This is a genomic window from Desulfosarcina sp. (assembly GCF_033791525.1).
GTDB lineage: Bacteria > Desulfobacterota > Desulfobacteria > Desulfobacterales > Desulfosarcinaceae > Desulfosarcina.
Genome location: NZ_JASJGN010000087.1, coordinates 1 through 17,451 on the forward strand (window position 1 = coordinate 1; position 17,451 = coordinate 17,451).

The 17,451-nt window shown below is 49.7% G+C and carries 16 protein-coding genes and 1 pseudogene; 14 read left to right on the plus strand and 3 right to left on the minus strand.

The window, feature by feature from the left end; all coding sequences use genetic code 11:
• Positions 1-224 (minus strand): annotated as a pseudogene (locus tag QNK41_RS04190) (serine protein kinase PrkA); the annotation flags it as partial.
• Between the two features lie 499 nt (positions 225-723).
• On the opposite strand from QNK41_RS04190, the gene fadR reads away from it, so the two are divergent.
• From fadR to QNK41_RS04230, 8 genes are all read left to right on the plus strand, one after another.
• The gene (gene fadR, locus QNK41_RS04195) at positions 724-1,431 is read left to right on the plus strand and encodes a fatty acid metabolism transcriptional regulator FadR (RefSeq protein WP_319254073.1); all 708 of its coding nucleotides are present in this window, start codon (positions 724-726) and stop codon (positions 1,429-1,431) included.
• Between the two features lie 96 nt (positions 1,432-1,527).
• A complete protein-coding gene (locus QNK41_RS04200) occupies positions 1,528-3,087 on the plus strand; it encodes an FGGY-family carbohydrate kinase (protein ID WP_319254075.1) in 1,560 nt (519 codons plus the stop codon).
• A gap of 133 nt (positions 3,088-3,220) precedes the next feature.
• Positions 3,221-4,918, plus strand: a complete 1,698-nt coding sequence (gene recN / locus QNK41_RS04205; protein WP_319254077.1) for a DNA repair protein RecN — start codon at positions 3,221-3,223, stop codon at positions 4,916-4,918.
• Between the two features lie 74 nt (positions 4,919-4,992).
• Positions 4,993-5,244 (plus strand): FmdB family zinc ribbon protein, encoded by a 252-nt coding sequence (locus QNK41_RS04210; RefSeq protein ID WP_319254080.1) that lies wholly within the window; start codon positions 4,993-4,995, stop codon positions 5,242-5,244.
• Between the two features lie 215 nt (positions 5,245-5,459).
• The gene (locus QNK41_RS04215) at positions 5,460-6,149 is read left to right on the plus strand and encodes a transcriptional repressor (RefSeq protein WP_319254081.1); all 690 of its coding nucleotides are present in this window, start codon (positions 5,460-5,462) and stop codon (positions 6,147-6,149) included.
• A gap of 70 nt (positions 6,150-6,219) precedes the next feature.
• A complete protein-coding gene (locus QNK41_RS04220) occupies positions 6,220-6,657 on the plus strand; it encodes an SH3 domain-containing protein (protein ID WP_319254083.1) in 438 nt (145 codons plus the stop codon).
• A gap of 25 nt (positions 6,658-6,682) precedes the next feature.
• Positions 6,683-7,672, plus strand: coding sequence for an adenosine kinase (locus tag QNK41_RS04225; RefSeq protein ID WP_319254084.1), 990 nt, complete (start codon positions 6,683-6,685; stop codon positions 7,670-7,672).
• Complete coding sequence (locus tag QNK41_RS04230; protein ID WP_319254087.1) at positions 7,672-8,358, plus strand: tetratricopeptide repeat protein; 687 nt, start codon at positions 7,672-7,674, stop codon at positions 8,356-8,358. Before QNK41_RS04225 ends, QNK41_RS04230 begins: the two co-directional genes overlap by 1 nt.
• On the opposite strand, the gene QNK41_RS04235 is transcribed toward QNK41_RS04230, so the two are convergent.
• Positions 8,355-9,737 (minus strand): sigma-54 dependent transcriptional regulator, encoded by a 1,383-nt coding sequence (locus tag QNK41_RS04235; RefSeq protein ID WP_319254089.1) that lies wholly within the window; start codon positions 9,735-9,737, stop codon positions 8,355-8,357. The two genes, QNK41_RS04230 and QNK41_RS04235, sit on opposite strands and share 4 nt — an antisense overlap.
• A complete protein-coding gene (locus QNK41_RS04240) occupies positions 9,737-11,161 on the minus strand; it encodes a sensor histidine kinase (RefSeq protein ID WP_319254091.1) in 1,425 nt (474 codons plus the stop codon). The genes QNK41_RS04235 and QNK41_RS04240 overlap by 1 nt, the downstream gene beginning before the upstream one ends.
• A 669-nt stretch (positions 11,162-11,830) precedes the next feature.
• Here QNK41_RS04240 and QNK41_RS04245 point away from each other — a divergent pair.
• The 6 genes from QNK41_RS04245 (at position 11,831) to pilQ (ending at position 17,451) form a co-directional block, all read left to right on the plus strand.
• Complete coding sequence (locus QNK41_RS04245) at positions 11,831-12,127, plus strand: helix-turn-helix transcriptional regulator (RefSeq protein ID WP_319254093.1); 297 nt, start codon at positions 11,831-11,833, stop codon at positions 12,125-12,127.
• A gap of 11 nt (positions 12,128-12,138) precedes the next feature.
• Positions 12,139-13,197: a type IV pilus assembly protein PilM gene (pilM, locus tag QNK41_RS04250; protein ID WP_319254095.1), complete on the plus strand. Its 1,059-nt coding sequence runs from the start codon at positions 12,139-12,141 to the stop codon at positions 13,195-13,197.
• On the plus strand, positions 13,194-13,757 hold the full coding sequence (locus QNK41_RS04255) for a PilN domain-containing protein (RefSeq protein ID WP_319254097.1): 564 nt from the start codon (positions 13,194-13,196) through the stop codon (positions 13,755-13,757). The genes pilM and QNK41_RS04255 overlap by 4 nt, the downstream gene beginning before the upstream one ends.
• Before the next feature lie 11 nt (positions 13,758-13,768).
• Positions 13,769-14,410 (plus strand): type 4a pilus biogenesis protein PilO, encoded by a 642-nt coding sequence (locus QNK41_RS04260; protein ID WP_319254099.1) that lies wholly within the window; start codon positions 13,769-13,771, stop codon positions 14,408-14,410.
• Between the two features lie 4 nt (positions 14,411-14,414).
• On the plus strand, positions 14,415-15,032 hold the full coding sequence (locus tag QNK41_RS04265; protein WP_319254101.1) for a pilus assembly protein PilP: 618 nt from the start codon (positions 14,415-14,417) through the stop codon (positions 15,030-15,032).
• A 145-nt stretch (positions 15,033-15,177) separates the two neighbouring features.
• Entirely contained in the window at positions 15,178-17,451 is a 2,274-nt protein-coding gene (gene pilQ, locus QNK41_RS04270; protein WP_319254103.1) for a type IV pilus secretin PilQ, read from the plus strand.

Here is a 17,451-nt window from a genome sequence, read left to right on the forward strand (position 1 = left end):
TAGGAGACAAAACTGTTGATTTCATCATACATGCCGATGATGTGCTTTTTTCCGGTTCTAAAAATACTGAAATCATAAGTGGTCTTGCCGTTGACCACCACCTTTTCGATGTCGCTGTCTAGAATCATCCGGGCTACACCTTGAAAGGCGTTTTCGAAACAGCGTGTTCCTTCCTTGACTTCGACCAGATGCTGGTGAAGCGCCGATGTGTTCTTTTTAACCATGGTGTCCCCCTAAATTTTTAATGACCGGTGCAGGAGATGGTGGATCGGGTTAATGGTGCAGACCCTGTTGTTTCAGCCGCAACAGTGAAATGACCATGAGACCTTTATAATGATTTCCGGATCGACCGTCAGAGAAAAATGGGATGTAAAGGGGATTCTGACGGGAATTAAAAAAACCCGGAGCAGGGTGCTTGACCTTTACCTGACTCGGACGCAATGGAAAGAGTCACAATATGGGCTGAGCGCGCAGGAACAGTCGGCTGTCGCCGCTGATTCTTCAAGATGAGAATTCCATTGCCTTGAATTGGAGTATAGCACCTCGTTGCAAAACTTCAACCCGAAAAAAACCAAACAAACGACTGACCACAGGCGGTTAATAGAACAGTCGGCACACGTCTATACCGGCAGGTAAGCCGATCCCCGCGGCCGGCGGGCAGGCTTGACAACAATCAGAGCTTACTGGTAGGACCTCTTACCAGTAAGCTCAAGGAGACCTCCCATGAAGGTGAAATCATCGGCAACTTCTCCCGTCCGACCGGCCCAATTGGTCGAGCACCACGTCATCACGGGCATCTTGGACGGCACCTACCCACCAGGCAGGCTGCTTCCCAACGAACGGCAGTTGGCCGAAATCATTGGTGTGGCCAGGCCCCCCCTTCGTGAGACGCTCCACCGGCTGGCCAACGAAGGATGGCTGACCATTGCCCATGGCAAACCCACCCAGGTAAACGACTATTGGGAAAAAGGCAGTATGGGAGTGCTCAGCACCTTGGTCAAATACATTGACACCCTTCCAGCAGGGTTCGTGATCCATCTGATGGAGGTCAGAAGCCGCCTGTTGCCCATCATTGCCGGGTTGGCTGTGGCGCAGGCACCCGATGAGGTGCACACCTATTTAGAGGCTGCCGGGCAGATCGATGACGATGTCAGCGCGTTTGTGGATTTTGACTGGCGGCTTCACCTATTCTTGGCCACTCAATCACGCAATCCCATCTATAAGCTGATCCTCAACGATTTATCCACGATGTTTAAAACGCTTGCAGCCGCCTACTTTTCGATTCCCGCGGCGCGGGCGGCCTCCCGACAATATTACCGGGATCTTTCCACGGCCGTCCAAGCCGGCAGCCGGCGAGTGGAAACCGTGGTGATGGACGCCATGATGCAGAGCATCTCCCTGTGGGAAAGTATAAGAGTGATCCGATCATGATGAACCTGGACAGCAACGGGGATGTGATCATCATCGGTGGAGGGATCACCGGTGTTGGCATCTTCCGCGAAGACACGTTGCATGAAACCGTGAAAAATGGCTGAACAAGATCTGCTGCTTTCCATCGACAACGGAACCCAGAGCCTCAAGGCACTGATCTTTGATGCCGACGGCAATCTGATCGCCCGACAACAGGTGCTGTTCACTCCTTATTTTTCAGATCAGCCCGGTTGGGCCGAACAGGATCCCCACGTATTCTGGAACGCTCTGTGCCAGGCGTGCCAGGAAATTTTTGCCACTCCTGGCATCGAAAAAGCACGCATCGCCGGCGTTGCACTGACTACCCAGCGGGCCACCGTAATCAACGTCGACAAGGATGGCCGCCCTTTGCGGCCGGCCATCCTGTGGCTGGACCAACGCAAGTGCCACGGCCTGCCACCGTTGGGGGGGCTGTGGGGGCTGTTTTTCAAGGTCACCGGACTTGCCGGCACCCTGGCCTATTTCCAGTCAGAGACCGAAGCCAACTGGATCTTGAGAAACCAGCCGGCTGTCTGGGCGCAAACCCACAAATACCTGTTGCTGTCCGGTTATCTCAATTTCCGTCTGACCGGCGATTATGTCGATTCCATCGGCAGTCAGGTGGGATATCTGCCATTTGACTACAAGCGGCTGCAGTGGGCCCGTTCCTGGGACTGGAAGTGGCGCTGCGTGCCGGTGAGTCCGGATCAGCTTCCCCGGCTGATGGCGCCGGGTCAGGTTCTCGGGACCGTGAGCCGACAAGCTTCAAAGGAAACCGGGATTCCAGCCGGCATGCCTGTAATTGCCGCTGCAGCGGACAAGGCCTGCGAAGTCATCGGCTCCGGCAGTCTCGACCCATCGGTGGGATGCCTGAGTTACGGTACTACAGCCACCATCAACGTGACCCATCGCCGGTACATCGAACCCATCCCTTTACTGCCGGCCTATCCGAGTGCCGTTCCGGGAAGTCATACCATAGAGGTACAGGTGTTCCGCGGTTTCTGGATGGTCAACTGGTTCAAGGAAGAGTTTGGTTTTCCGGAACAACAGGCTGCCGAAAAAACCGGTGTGGCCGCCGAGGCATTATTCGAAGGGTTGATTAAGGACATTCCACCCGGATCCATGGGGCTCATGCTGCAGCCTTTCTGGACACCGGGCATCCGGACGCCGGGTCCCGAGGCCAAGGGTGCCATCATCGGGTTCGGGGATGTCCACACCCGGGCGCACCTGTACCGCTCCATCCTGGAGGGAATCGCTTATGCCCTGCGGGAGGGCAAGGAACGCATAGAGCGACGCAGCCGCACGCCCATCACCAGTCTGCGGGTATCCGGGGGAGGAAGCCAGAGCGACCTGGCCTTGCAGTTGACGGCCGACATATTCGGTCTACCCACCGCCCGGCCCCACCTTTACGAAACGTCGGGCCTGGGCGCAGCCATTGATACAGCGGTCGGACTGGGGTTACATCCGGATTTTGAAACTGCCGTGAATGCGATGACCCGCCCCGGCGATCGTTTCGAACCGAACCCGTCAAATCACCGGCTTTACAACGAACTCTACCACAAGGTTTACAAGCGAATGTATCGCCGGCTTAGGCCGCTTTACGAAAAAATCCGTGAAATCACAGGATATCCTGAATAATCAATCGACGATATCATCCACCCCTGTTGTCCCATGAATCCTTACGATAATGCTTGCTTCCCCCCGTTGCCTTTTTTATGATGGGACGATTTGTCGGATTATAAACGATTGCGACCCTTCAAAGGCGTGCACCATGCTCAAAGAGCTGTTAATCAAGAACTTCGCCATTATCGACGACCTGAATATCCGCTTCGACGGTGGATTGACCATTTTAAGCGGAGAAACCGGCGCCGGCAAATCCATCATCATCAACGCGGTGAACCTGTTGCTGGGATCACGGGTTAATGCCAGGATGATCCGGGACGGTTATGAGACCGCGGAATTGTCTGCTTTTTTCGATGTCCCCGAGGGGTCCACCGCCGCAGCAATCATGGCTGAAAACGGCTATGACCCCCAAGATGGCCTGCTGGTGCGAAGAATCATCTCCGGCAACGACCGCCATCGCATCTATATCAACGACCGCATGGCGACCATGCAGATGCTGACATCCATCACCGCAGATCTGGCCAGCATCTCAGGCCAGCATGTCCACCAGGGTCTGATCAGAGAAGAAACCCATCTGACGATATTGGATCGATTTGGCGGTCTTTCACCACGGGTTCGGCAGGTATCGGACCTACATGGAAAGATCGTCACGCTGGTCCAGGCGCTCCAGGTTCTCGAAGAGAAGAAAAAAAATCAGGACAAGCAGATGGATCTGCTGCGATACCAGGCGGCGGAGATTGCCAATGCCGATATCATGCCGGGAGAGGACGAATCCCTGGAAAAAGAAAGGTTGCGACTCAAGCACGCCGAATCCCTCCACCATTCCGTTTTTTCTGCTATCGAAACCCTTCACGGAGCCGACGGCGCTATTCTGGAACAACTGGGTGAAGTGCGCAAAAACCTGGAAAAAGCAGCGGATATAGATGATGGGCTGGCGGCCGGGGTGCGGAGCCTTTCAGACCACCTGTTCGGCCTGGAGGATGTGACGGACTCGTTGCGCGCCTACCTCGGAAGTTTAGACACCGAAGCGGATCGGCTTGAATCAGTGGAAACCCGGTTGGATCTGATCAACAAGTTGAAACGAAAATACGGGGGCTCCCTGGAGACGCTTTTCCAAAAGCGTGATGCCATTGAAGTGGAATTAGCCGCCACCACCGTTACCGATGATGACATCCAGCGCAGTGAAACGCAGTTGAATGACTATTACGATCAGGTATCGCGGCTGGCCCGGAGCCTGTCTGAAGAACGAACACAGGTGGCCTCTGATTTTGCCGAATCCGTTGAAAAGGAACTGGAAGGCCTGAAGATGGCCGGCACCCGCTTCGGTGTCAGCCTTTCCCCGCTCCCTTGCAGCAAGCCAGCATCCCCGTGGCTTCGTGTGGATGACAATCTGCTGTCGGCCACGGGTATCGATCAGGCTGCGTTCATGATCGCCCCCAATGTGGGTGAGTCGTTAAAGCCCCTTGCATCCATCGCCTCAGGCGGGGAACTCTCCCGAGTGGTACTGGCGCTAAAGGCCATCCTGGCAGAAACCGATGCAGTGGGGACAGTTATTTTCGACGAGGTGGATGCCGGTATCGGAGGCGCCGTGGCCGACGTTGTGGGGAAAAAACTGGAGGCCCTCTCTAAAAAACACCAGCTTATCTGCATCACGCATCTTCCCCAGATTGCCAGGTTTGGTGATCAGCATTACTATATAGAAAAACAGGTAAAAAACGGCCGCACCGCCACAACCATCCGGCCGATGGACCAGGAAGATCGCATTAAAGAGATCGCCCGCATGCTGGGTGGAGAAATAGTCACCCGGACCGCCCTGGAGCATGCCCGGACCCTGATGGAGCGATGATGGAAAGCACCCGGCGCTTGACAATTTCAAGATGATGTTCGAAGTTTAGAAAATTTTTCCAAATGGAGACCGAAATGCCTATTTTTGAATTCAAATGCCTTGACTGTGACAAATACGTGGAGATCCTGGTAATGAATAAGCAAGAGGAGATGGAATTGGCCTGTTCCAATTGCGGTTCCGGCAAACTGGAACGCATCCTGTCCACCACCAATCACACGATGACCGGCGGTGGTTCCGGCCAGCCTACCGATTCCAATACCAGCTCCCAGACGCGGACCTGCAGTTCCGGTTCGTGTACCACCTATACCATCCCCGGGCCGGCTTGAGACCATAAACCTGCATTCAAGCTTGATGAACTCGTAAAAAATCTAATTTCCGACGGATTCGTAAAAAGTTCGAGATCAAGGCTTGCAAATCCCGAGGAATGAGGTGTACTTACGGTACTCCGCAGTGACGAGGGATGAAGCGTAACGCAGATATCGGACTTTTTACGAATCCGTCAAGCTTGATATCTTTCCCTTCGTCTCGTTAAGGTCAGCCCATGCCGCAAACACTCCACAAACAGGAAAAAGAACAGTTCTGCAAGCTGTTCAAACAGGATCAACTCACGGACTTTGAAGATCGGTTTGCGGTCATGGAAGCCTTTATGCAGACCGATGGTCATGTGTCTTCGGCGCAGATGATCGAGCGGCTCAACGAGCTGAATCTCCAACTGGATCCGGAATTTATCCGTGACACGTTGAAACTGATGTGTCAGTATGGGTTCGCCAGCAAACAGCATTTCGACAGCGGTGAAATTCTTTACGAGCACCTGCATCTGGGTCAGCATCATGACCACATGGTCTGCGCCAAATGCGGAGCGATCGTGGAATTTGAAGACCCTCAATTGGAGGCGCTTCAGGTTCAGGTTGCAGAGCGTCACGGGTTCCACCTGCTCCAGCATAAAATGGAGATGTATGGGATCTGTGCGCAATGTATGTCCCGACGCCGAAAACTGCTCCCGCTTTCCGACGCGCCAAAGGGGGAGCGGCTGGTGATCGCCCGGCTGGACGGCGGCCCCATGGCGCGGGCACGCTTGATGGCCATGGGCCTTCGAATGGGTGATGAAGTGGACGTGATCACCAATTCAGGACAAGGGCAGCTGGTGATTGGTGTCGATTACAAACGGATCGTGCTTGGACGAGGCTTAGCCCGAAAGCTGATGGTTCAGGTCAAGCCCTGCAATAAATAATTTTATGCCTGCATGGTGGACGCTTTTCCCTAAAACACGGGACACAATCAACTATTGACAACTATCGACAATGAATAAATCAATTCCCATTGTTTTGGCATTTTTACTGGTCTTTGCCGGCGCGGGTCTCGTTAGGGCACAGCGGTTGAGTGTGAACACCGACATCGCCAATATTCGCTCCGGACCGGATACCGGCGATGCGGTCATCTGGCAGGTTGAAAAATATCATCCCTTGACGTTGGTCAAGAAGCAAGGCAGCTGGTGCCTGTTCGAGGACTTCGAAGGCGATCGCGGGTGGATTCACAACTCCCTTCTCGCCGACATTAACACCGTGATTGTTATGAACGATAAGTGCAACGTCCGTTCAGGACCGGGAACCGACAACGACATCCGCTTTACCGTGGACAAAGGCGTTCCCTTTAAAGTACTGGAAGAAAAAGGCGACTGGCTCCATGTGATCCATGCGGATGGCGACCAGGGGTGGATTCATCGTTCTCTGGTCTGGTAGGGGCCCCGCTAACCAAGGAGTCGGCTTGAAGCTGAAACGGAAGAAAACACGGATCGTTGGGCTCGGTTCCGCGCTGGTAGACATACTGGTCAACGAAAGCGATGAATTTGTCCGCCGCATGGGTGTTCAAAAAGGCGGCATGACCCTTGTGGACATGCCGGACCTGGAAAAAATCCTGAACCAGGCGTCAACCAAACCCATTGTTGTACCGGGCGGATCGGCATGCAACACGGCTGTGGGCATCGGACGCCTGGGTGGCCAAGCCCGCTTCGTCGGCAAGCGAGGAGACGACGAGACCGGACAATTTTTTCAAAATGCCCTTGTTGAGCGGGGGGTAGAACCCTTATTGATGGCATCGTCACTTCCCACCGGCCGGGTGGTTTCCATCATCACCCCCGATGCCCAGCGCACCATGATCACCTACTTGGGGGCATCGGCAGACACCCAGCCCGAAGAGATCACGCAGGAATGCTTTGCAGACAGTGCAGTGGTTCACATGGAAGGATATCTGCTGTTCAATCCCGATTTAATGACGGCTTCGCTGAAAGCCGCGAAAAATGCCGGGGCATTGGTTTCTCTGGATCTGGCCAGCTTCACCGTAGTCGAGCAGTCTAAAGCCATCCTCGAGGACTTGATCGAAAAGTATGTCGACATCCTCATCGCCAATGAAGACGAAGCCATAGCCTATACCGGATTTAATGACGAAACGCGAGCGCTGGCACGATTGGCCCGACATGTGAAGATGGCGGTCTTGAAAGTCGGCGCCAAGGGAAGCTTCATCCACCACGAGAATCGTGTTTGCCACATCCCGGCCCAGGGTGCAGGAACGGCAGTTGACACCACCGGCGCCGGGGATCTCTGGGCGTCCGGTTTTTTATTTGGTCTGGTTAATGGATATACCCACGAAAAATGCGGCAGACTTGCTTCGGCATGCGGATATGAGGTATGTCAGGTGGTTGGTGCCGACATCCCCGCCGGGGGATGGATTCGAATCAAAAAGATATTGGAGGAATAATGGCCAAAAGGGCAGCGACACGAAAACAGCTTCTGAAGGAGCCCGATCAGTTCATTACCTTTTCTGGGAAACTGATCGCCTTTGGGCGATCCAATTTTAAAATAATTCTGATCATTACGGGGATCCTTCTTTCACTGCTGCTGGTCCTTGTCACGGTCCGCCAGATTTCCCACCGGAATGAAAACCGGGCCTCCGCCCTGGTTGAACAAGCTGTGGCCAAGTATTCAGCCGCGCTTCAAGATTCCAACCCCCAAACGGCTTATGACCGAATTAAGACCGATTTTGCCGATATTTTTGATACATACAGTTCGAAAAACGCAGCCAAAGTCGCCCGGATCATATACGGAGACATCAGCTACAATGCCGGGGACGCTGACACCGCCATTACCATGTATACCCATGCACTGAATGATTTTAGCCAATTCCCGGCATTGAAACACATCGTGCTGAGCGGGCTGGGTTATGCCTTTGCTCTGAAAGCGGAATACCCTCGGTCCATTCAATATTTTGAAATGATTTCGGCAGACAAGGATAATACCATGAAAAGCGGTGCACTTTTCAATCTGGCATGGCTTTATGAGGCAGCCGGCGAGAAGGAAAAGGGCGCCTCCATGTATAAGCAGCTTTTAACCGATTTCCCGGAGAGCATGTATGGCGACCTGGTGAGGGAGAAAGTCAGCGGTTAGACTTTGTCCTTCATGAACAGCTTGTATTTTTTAATTTTTTGATTCAATCCGCTTTTGCCGATTCCCAGCAGATCTGCCGCATGGGCCTGAACATAGTTGGCTTTTTTCAAGGCCCGGACAATCATGTTTTTTTCCACAAGGGCCAGGGTGTCGTACAAATTTGCATCCACAGGAATGCCGTCCATATGCAGCGTGCTATGGGCATTGTCGATGAAGTCCTTGGGTAGATCAGACACCTGAATGATTTCCTCCGGACTCAGCACGACCGCCCGTTCAATAACATTTTCCAATTCCCTTACATTTCCCGGCCAGTCGTATTCGTAAAACAACCGCTCCACTTCCCGGTCAATTCCGGTCACCGGCAAACCCACGTTACGCTCGCCGCTGTATTTGGTGATAAAATGTCCCACCAAAGGCCGGATGTCCTCAAGCCGTTCACGTAACGACGGCAGGGTGATGGGAACCACATTGAGCCGATAAAACAGGTCTTCCCGGAAATTCCCCTTGGCCACTTCTTCCTTCAGTGATTTGTTGGTTGCCGCAATTAATCGGATATTAACGGGAATCGCCTTGACGCCACCCACCCTTTCGACCACCCGCTCCTGCAGTACACGAAGCAGATTCACCTGCAAGGCCGGCGAAAGTTCTGCAATTTCATCAAGAAAAAGTGTCCCTCCGTCTGCGATTTCAAACCGCCCTTTTTTCATCGAAACCGCACCGGTAAACGCCCCTTTTTCATGGCCGAACAGCTCACTCTCCAACAGTGTCTCGACCAGAGCGGAACAGTTAACCGCCACGAAGGGTTTGTCCTTTCTTGGACTGTTAAAATGCAGGGCGTTGGCCACCAGTTCTTTTCCCGTTCCGCTCGAACCTTCGAGGAGGACCGTTGCCGCAGCCGGCGCGACTTTTCGGATGATATGAAAAACATCCTGCATGGCCTTGCTCTTGCCGATAATATTGTGGAAGCTGTAGCGGCCCTCTACCGCACGTCTGAGTTGGCGGTTCTCTTTGACCACACGGTACATGGAAATCGCCTTGTTCGTATAAAGAACAAGCCGCTCATTGTCAAAAGGCTTGAGAATATAATTATATGCGCCTTTCTGCATGGCTTCCACAGCCTTTTCAACGGTGCCATGGGCAGTCATCATGATTACCGGAAGATCCGCATCTTCTTTCTTGATGCGCTCAAGAAGATCAATGCCATCCATGGCTGGCATTTTCATATCCGTCAGCACCAGATCGACGTCGGATTCGGCAAGGGTGGCCATCGCCTCTGGGCCGCTGTTGGCAGTAAGCGTCTCAAAACCCTCATCTTCCAGCACGGCTGCAAGGATAAGCGTATAATTTATTTCATCGTCAACGATGAGGATCGTTTCCATTATTTGGCCTCCTGACTTAACGGAAATTTTACGGAAACCCGGGCCCCTTTTTCACTGCGGTTATCGATCCGAATCATTCCATCATGGCCTTCGATAATGTTTCTTACGATCCCCAACCCCAACCCAGTCCCTTTTTCCTTCGTAGTAAAAAACGGATCCCAAATCTTTTCCATGACCGGTACGGAAACACCCTCTCCCTCATCTTCGATATAAACCCATAAAAAGCCATCACCCGCCTCAATGGTCACGTCAATGGCACCGCCTCGGGGCATCGCCTGCATCCCATTGATAAACAGGTTGAGAAAGGCCTGATAAAGCATGTCTCCATCGGCCATGATAACGGGAATCTCGTCATCGACAAAAGTCCTGATAACGTATCCGTTTTCTTTTATCTGATGTTCGAGGAAATGGATATTTTTGGAAATCACTTCATCGACTCGGCATGCACGCCGGTTGGGCTTTTTGGGTCGCGCGTAGTTTAAAAAATCGGTGATGATATTGTTCAGGCGCCGTGCTTCCGTAACAACAATATCTGCGATGGCATTCAGGTTGTCCTGCGGGGCCATTTTCTTTTTCAACAATTCTGCAGAACTGCTGATTATCCCCAGCGGGTTTCTGATCTCGTGGGAAACACCGGCGACCATCTCGCCAAGGGAAGACAAATGCTTGGCTTGGGCCAACTGATCTTTGAGCCGTATCCGCTCGAAAGCCCGCTTTTCGATGATCCCCTCGCCCCGTTTGACTACGTAAATCAAAGTAAGCAGCAAAATCCCCATGACAACGCTGATAGTGCCAATCACAACTACCTGAAACTTAAATATTTTCCGGTAATCGCGGGATAGATCCTGCCTGATTTCGACGACACCCAATACCGGTCCAGATATCGGAGACAAAGGCTTCTCCGCCCTTAATGGGGCAAAGGTGATGATCTTAATCTCCTTTGGAATCCCCAGAAAAATTTCCCAGAAACCACCGTTTTGAACGAGTTTTGAGGATGATTGCCCGTCCAGCGCATTTTTATAGAACGTTCCTCCAAGATTTTCCATTCCCACCAGTTCAGGTGAAAAACTGTATGCAATGATGTCATTTTTGCTGTAAATATTAACCATTTCAACCTTGAAACTGTGCAGCGTACTGCGGACGACACTGTCCATTCTTTCGAATTGTTCCTGGTTCCTCAGTTCGATTTTTCCATACTTTAACCCCACGGGAAGAATAAACTGCAAAAAAACCTGGTGATTCAGGTTTTCGATGAGCAGTAACGCATAGTCTTCGCTTTTCTGGTATTGCATTGAACGGACCCAGTGGGTGTTGAGCAGGGAAAGGATGATGGTACCGATAAAAATGACAATGAGACTGGTAAAAGTAAAATATTTTACCAGACGAAAGGGTTTTGCCCGTTCTGCAATGCTGGACGGTTTCATCATGTTTCCGTGGCTGCCATGAATGGCAGGTCAGCCGTTGAATCTGATGGTGAATCAATCTTGACGGATTCGTAAAAAGCCCGATATCTGCGTTACGCTTCATCCCTCGTCACTGCGGCGTACCATCAGTCCGCTGCCTTCGGCACCCGCGACAGCGGTATTCTCGAGATTTGCAAGCCTTGATCTCGGGCTTCTTACGAATCCGCCGGAAATGCGACTTGTTACGAGTTCATCAATCTTATGGGATTGATCAATAAAGCATTATGCATGCCGGCCGATTACACCACTTCGTCACATCAATCACCATATGCTGGAAACACCGTATTTCAATTTTTTTTGGGAGGAATCGATATTGTCCTAAAGTATTCGATGTTAGTGCCGAATTAGATGGCTAACAACAAGCTAACGTATAGTGCCATATAAAGAAACCTGAGGATCATGTCAATGTGCTGTGAAATAAACACCCAGATCCATTTAAAAAAGGCCTTTAGGTAATGAATAAAATGAGGTCCATTTTAAAAATGAAAAAAGTGACTCCGATGCCACACAAGATAAGGGTAATTATCGATATGGAGCCACAATATATATTAAATATACAAAATTATGCATAAAAGTCGTATAATTTTACTTGACAACGACTTTTTTTCGGTCTTAAATCGGAAACAAGGATTGGCGTTTCCGATCAAACCGACAAACAGAAAACCCAATCCTTCTTTGAAAAGCGAACGCTGTTATTACTTTTTTGATTGCCATAAGACGATGGATCAAATGGTTAAAAATTCGTTAAAAAAAATAAGAGAATCCCTTTTGATGAGCAAATCGGAACTGGCGAGAGAAGCGAATGTCTCTCCTATTACGATTACGCGGATTGAAGAAGGGAAGCCGTGTCGGCTGGAAACCAAAAGGAAAATCTTGCTGGCGCTAGGTTACAGCCTTTCGGACAGTAAAAAAATCTTTGGTGAATAAAAGAGCTAACCATGTTTTTTGGAAAAAAAGACCGAATAGTTGGCCTTGACATCGGGTCCAGATCTATTAAAGCGGCGGAAATCTCCGAAACGAAGAAGGGAATTTCTCTTGAACGGTTCGGAATCATCGACATCGCACCGGGCCTTATCGAAGATGGTGCAATAAAAGATGCCGAACAGGTTTCAGAGACTATCCGTCAATTATTTAAGAACTATGGCATAAAAGGCCATAATGTTGCCCTCTCAGTTGGCGGATATTCGGTCATTGTAAAAAAGATCAATGTTCAGTCAATGCCGGAGGAGCAGCTTCAGGACACCATCAGTTTTGAGGCGGAACAATACATCCCATTTGATATATCTGATGTAAATTTGGATTTTCAAATTCTGGGTGAAAATGAGAGCAACCCCAACCAGATGAATGTACTGTTGGTTGCTGCAAAAAAAGAAATGGTCAATGACTACGTGAATCTTGCCCAGATGGCGGGATTGAGCCCGTGCATCATTGACGTTGATGCTTTTGCCCTTCAAAATATTTATGAGTTTAATTATTCCCCCGCTGAAGATGAGAACATTGCACTGATCGACATCGGAGCAAGCAAGACCTCACTGAATATTTTAAAAGGCAAATCCTCGGTCTTCATGAGAGACGTTTCACTCGGATGCAGCCAGATCAACCAGAAAATCGCATCGCTCATCGACTGTTCCATTGAGGAAGCAGAGCAGATTAAGTTTGGCGACCAATCCGAGAAAATAACCGCTGGAGATCTTTCCGACATAGTTTCCTCTGTCGTTTCAGATTGGTGCACGGAGATCAGGCGGGCATTGGACTTTTTTTATTCAACCTATCCCGATGATCAAATAAAAAAAATAATTCTTAGTGGTGGTGGTGGCAACATAAAAGAGTTCAGACAGTTGTTATCTGTCGAGACCTCTGCTGAAGTGGCCACCATAAACCCCTTTGATGGGCTTCAAATAGATGAGAACCGGTTTGATGTGGAATTTCTAAAACGCATAGCCCCCCAAGCCTCAATCAGCATGGGACTGGCAACGAGAAAAGTTGATGACAAATGATACGCATTAATTTACTCCCATTTCGAGCCGCAAGAAAAAAAGAGAATATCAGGCGACAAGTTTCCATATTCCTGTTGTCACTTGTCTTTGTTGTGATTGTTGCCGCCTGGTTCAACTATTTATTGTCCGGCAAAATAGAATCGCTGAACCGCCAGGTTGCAGAAACCAAGGCACAGGTTGAAAAGTACAACAAAATCAACCAAGAGATAGCGGAAATAAAGAAAAAGCTGGCGATTCTGAACCAAAAAATTGAAGTCATCAAATCCCTGGATCTTACCAGAAAGGCACCCGTCGAGCTGCTCGCTGACATGTCAAAACTGGTAATAGAAAAGCGAATGTGGCTCACGGGATTGGAGGAAAAATCCGGAAATGTCAAGGTAGTCGGAATCGCTCTGGACAACCCGACGATTGCGGAATACATGACCCGAATTGAAACGTCTTTAAAATATGTGGGTGTCAAACTTCTGTCCATCAACCAGGACACCTCCGTCAAGGGATTAATACTGAAGAATTTTGAAATTAAGTTTCGCAAGGCTCCTCTTAAAGATCAACCTAAATAGGTATTGAGGAAATGAAGAAAGGCACAGCAGTTTCCATAGAAAAATCCAATCCGGTATTAAATAAGCTTGAGCAGCTTTCCAAAGTCCAACGGATCGCTATCTGGGCAGGTGTGTTGATATTGCTTATCGGTGCTTTTGTCTACTTTTCATATCTGCCAAAATTTAAAAAAATCGACCAACTCAAGGCCAATTTGACAAGAATTGAAAAAGAATTGGAAATCGCCAAAAACAATGCCAGGCAATTGAATGAATTTAGGAAAAAAATGCAGGATGCTGAAGAACAGTTCAAAATCGTAATGCGGGCACTACCTGAAAACGAAGAAATTCCAACCCTGCTGACCGGTATTTCAAAAGCCGGAACAGACTCAGGACTCAATTTCATTCTGTTCCAACCCAAACCAGATGAAACAAAGGATTTTTACGCCGAAATTCCTGTAGCGATGACAGTAACCGGCGATTATCATGGGGTTGCAACCTTTTTTGAGAGTGTTGCCGGGTTAAACAGAATCGTAAACATCAGAAATATCGACATGAAGCCCGACAAGGAAGGCACCAACCTGACGACGACCTGTACGGCGGTGACATATAAATTTATTGAAGCTTCCGATGCGCAGCCGGAGGCGTCTGGAAAGTTAAAGAAGAAGAAGCGGTAAAACCATGCGAATTCAATTTAAAAAAGTTGGCAATAGGTTAATCCTGGTTCTACTGGTTTCGTGTTTTCTTTGGAACTGCGGTGATCAAAAAGAACCGTCCAAAGCGCCGGTAGTCAGTAAAAAGATTTCGGCTCCAAGCAAGCCCGATCCTTCCAAAATAAACGATGATATGCAAACAGACGCTTCTTCGAAAACGCCCGAATCGACAACCGTTGCCGACAAAGAAGAAGCAATCGTGGCCAAACGAGTTTACGATCCCAAGGAACGGCTAAACCCGTTTATACCCTTATTTAGGGATGATAACAAAGAAACTGCAGCTGATCAAACGGACAAAAGTAAAAGAAAAAAACGAGTCCCACAAACACCTTTGGAAAAAATAAGCCTCAACCAGCTTAAGTTAGTCGCAATCATTCGAACTTCATCTGGAAATAGAGCGCTTGTAGAAGATAACACCGGCAAAGGGTTTATTATAAAAAATGGTACATATATTGGTCTAAATTCAGGAATCGTGACGCAAATCAACGCCAGTAGCGTGATTGTCGAAGAAGAAATAGAAAACCTTATGGGTGAGCTAATTCTTCAAAATACCGATATAAAACTTCAGAAACCAGCTGGAGAGTGATATGCACAACTTCAGGATCAAATTTTCAAAGAGATTAACACTTGTTTTTTGCCTTGGGTTGTTTGTTGCCTTCCTTCTTACCGGTTGTGCAACCCAGAATGCTGATCGAGAAACAGGTGTGGCCGGCCTTGATCCGTCGCAATCCATGGAAATCACTTCTATTGGATTATCTGAAGAACCAGACTCGATAAACGTAGTGATTAACGGAATCGAACCGTTGACATACACCTCGGTGAAACAGCCGCTTCCTTTAGGTGTGGTTCTTTATTTTCCAAACACCCGTTTAAACGTTTCCCAAACCGATGTGCCGTCCACCGGCAACCCAGTCACTTCAATTCATGCGGGCCAAATCGAGGCTAAAACCAATACCACGCGCATTGAAATTCTTCTGGCCGCGGATGTCCCCTACAACGTCGTTCAAGACGGCAATTCACTCAAAATCCAGTTTCCAAAAAATATCTCCGAGTCAACCAGCGACAGCAGCGAATCGACAACGGAATCAGGCGTTGCTCAACAACCGGTGATGACCGAAGAAACACAAGTTATCCAGGTTGCCCCCTTTACCCCCGTTGAGCCATCAGGCGCATTTCAAGGCACGGGCGCCAGGATCGGCAAAGAAAACCAAGTATGGGTGAATCGTATCGATTTCCTTGGAGAAAAAGATGGACGATCAACACTGTCCATCGAAACGACATCCCCCATCGACTACGATATCCTAAAAGTATCTGATAAAATTCTTGAATTGCGCCTGATGAAAGCCAACATTGCTGATTTCAGGCAACGTCCGATGATAACCACACGATTTGAAAGCGCTGTTAATCGAATTATGCCCATCCAGTTGCCATCCATGAAGGATTTCTCCCTATTCTCCATCGAACTCCGGGAACCCGTGCCCTACTATACGGAACAGACCGGGGGACTGCTGCTGGTCCACTTTGAGGCATCCTCTGTTCCCCCGGCGCCGGCTGATGAGACCAATCTGCCGGCCTGGAAGAAGGCACTGGAGGAAACGGTCGGGCCTGCCGATATTGCGCCAACCAACCCCAAAGCAATCCAGACCACCGGAAACAGCCAGGCCGCTGCGGGGACTAAACTAGCTGAAACAACAGTCGACAAGTCTATAGTTCCTCTCGCTGAGATGGCTTTTGAATCTGACGAGGCCTTGGACGAGAACTTGATTTTAAAGAAAACGGTCAAACAGTACACCGGTGAAAAAATCGCGCTGGATTTCTTCCAGACCGATATCAAGAATGTCTTCCGGATCCTTCGGGAAGTCAGCGGAAAAAACTTTGCCATCGACGATGATGTCAGCGGCAAAGTTACCCTGACACTTGACAAACCGGTTCCATGGGATCAGGTGATGAACCTCGTGCTGAGAATGAACCAGCTCGGCATGATCGTGGAGGGCGACATCGTTCGCATTGCCACCCTGGCAACCCTTAAACAGGAAAACGATCTTCGTAACGCGCAAATCGCCTCCCTGCAAAAAGAAAAAAAACAGATCAAAGCGCTGGAACCGTTGGAAACGCGGTACATTCCGATCAACTACTCCGACGCAACCACAGAGGTGCTTCCCCATCTCGAGACGATCGTAACCAAAGATCGCGGGTCTGTTTCTGTGGATGTCAAAAACAATCAGATCATCATCACCGACACTGCGGATAAAGTTGCCCAGGCGCTGGCTATTACCAAACAGATCGACAAGGTCACTTCCCAGGTAATCATCGAAGCCCGGGTGGTTGAAGTCAGCGAAAATTATTCCAAGGAACTGGGGTTTGCGTGGAATTTAGGTGTGGGTCCGGTGACGATCAACAACGGCGGGTCTCAATATACCACGGGTGTTGCCATGAACTATCCGGCGGCGACCGGCAATGGTTTCACGCTCGATTTTGCAAAAATCACCGGCACCCCATTTACCCTTGATGCCACGCTGACAGCCCTCGAAGCCAATGGAAATGGTAAAATTCTGTCTGCACCCAAAATCGCAACCCTGAACAACAAAAAAGCCAGAATCCTACAGGGGCAGGAAATTGGGTATTTGGAACGTGATTCATCCGGCGGGTCTTCCATAAAGTTCAAGGATGTTAATCTTTTGCTTGAAGTCACACCCCACGTCACACCGGACAACCGGATTGCCATGGATATCCTCATCGAGAAAAATGATGTGATCGAATTTGTAGATGGTGTGCCAGTCATTGGCACCAACGAAGCACAAACCCAGCTTCTGGTTAACGACGGGGATACGATCGTTCTTGGAGGTATCATCAAGTCAGCATCAACGAATCAGAAAAAGGCCTTCCCGGGACTCCACAAGATCCCCGTGCTAGGCTGGCTGTTCCAGAGTAATCTGGAGGAGGCGGACAGCAATGAGTTGTTAATTTTCATGAACCCGAAAATTGTTCAACTGGAACAGCGTTAG